This window comes from Bacillus sp. GMs2/2, from assembly GCF_050172095.1.
GTDB classification, from domain to species: domain Bacteria; phylum Bacillota; class Bacilli; order Bacillales; family Bacillaceae_G; genus Bacillus_A; species Bacillus_A cereus.
The window spans coordinates 1-1,750 of sequence record NZ_JBNLYE010000609.1; the positions used below are offsets into that span (position 1 = coordinate 1).

Below are 1,750 nucleotides of genomic sequence, written 5' to 3' on the forward strand. Positions count from 1 at the left end.
GACCGGAGGAAATCCAGGAGGCGAAACGGGAACAGATAACGGTAAAGTTACTGAAAGTACAACGAATCAAGTAGTACATCAAAAAGCAGAAGTATTAACAAAAAATATATCTAGTGTATTAATAAAAGAAGCAGTAGATACAGTCGAAAGTTATCAAGGTTTAATGAGCCTTTACGAAATGTATTATGGGATTGATTTAAGAACGAAAGATGTAGGTCCTAAGTTAGAAGAGGGAAGTTTAGATGCAATTGCGACGGATCAATCTTTGTACTACGTATTAAATAAACAAAGTTTAATTGATTTAATTTCAAATCTTGTTTCATCAAGTATTACTACAGAAATAAAGCAAGATATGTCAGGTTTAAAACAAAAAATAAACTCTTATCAACAATCTATTACTAGTGCGGATCAAAATTCTATGCTACTAGCGGAGAAATTAAATGGAACGACGCAACAAGCAACTAGTATGAATGAAAATTTAGGAGAGTATTTAAAAGGTTTAGCGAAATGGCGTGAGAATAGCTTAAAGCTAGTTGAAGAGCAGCAAGTATTAACAACAAATCATGCTGGTGAGCAAACAGCTATTTTATCGTTAGATTCTGGTATTAAATCATTAATGATGCAAAGTCAGTCATTGGTCGAAAGTTCGAAGCATAGTTTAGCAACTTCAGACGATGTATATAAAACATTTGATCAAATTAATGGACAAGCAAAAGAAATTCAAGACAGCGGAACGACAATTGTTTCAAAAGCTGATCTATTATTAAATGACTTTACGAAGAAAATGGAAGATGATAAATCATTCTCCAAAAACTTTACGAAAATTTTAGCGAATAGCCGTATTGGAGATCGTCAAAATGAGATGCTATATGACTTTTTAGCTAGTCCAGTTCAAAAGCAAAATGATGGAGTAATTGTAGCAGGAAATGCTTTTACACCATACTTAATTGTATTAACTTGTTTCATTGTTGCATTATTTACAGCATACGCAATTGCGAATCAAGAAAAGAAACGAATGCAATCAGATCATTTTGAAGAGAAATTCTCATTAATTGATATGAATGTACCAACTACAGTAGTAGCTTTCGGTATATCAATTGTGGAAGGGATTAGTATAGGTATCATTTCTGGGCGTCTTTTAAAGTTTGGTCAGGATCAAAGTTTACTATGGATTGCGTTCATCACATTTATTATGATGGCGTTTGTATTGGTCTCAACCTACTTATTACGACAAATAAAAATGGTAGGAATGTTTATACTATTAGTATTTTTAAGCATGTACCTATTTTTAACTGAGGCAGTTGGAAGTAAAGTAGATCAAATGTCGTCTGTCGGAAAGATACGTCAATTCTCACCGCTTCAGTATATAGAAAGTTTTCTAAATGATTTTATTAGTGGTAAAGATACTGGGAAAGTTATTTTTGTCGTATTGTTTGTAATTGCCATTATTGGATTGGTTAGTAATCTATTTGTATGGCATAAGAAATGGGAGGAAAAAGAAGTAAATGATCAAACAATGGAGCATAGTGGCTAAGTTATCATTTCTCTCTATCCTTTTACTGTTTGTCGCGCTACCGATAAGGAGCGCGGCTGACAGTTATCTTGGTGATGATGGGAAGATTAAGTTTAAAGTGGATCGACTTGAAGAAAGCGACCAAGAAAAAAATAAAAAGGAACATAAGGAAACAGAATTAGATAAAGCATCGATTGAGTTATTTAACAAAGATATAGAAGAAGAAATTGAGAAAAA

General features: G+C 32.9%; 1 protein-coding gene and 1 pseudogene. Both read left to right on the forward strand.

The window, feature by feature from the left end; all coding sequences use genetic code 11:
* Positions 1-1,534, forward strand: a pseudogene (locus ACQGS6_RS27885) (type VII secretion protein EsaA); the annotation flags it as partial.
* Positions 1,506-1,750: type VII secretion protein EssA (essA, locus tag ACQGS6_RS27890; protein ID WP_426965988.1), on the forward strand; the 245-nt coding region annotated here is incomplete at its 3' end. The pseudogene ACQGS6_RS27885 and the gene essA, both read left to right, overlap by 29 nt.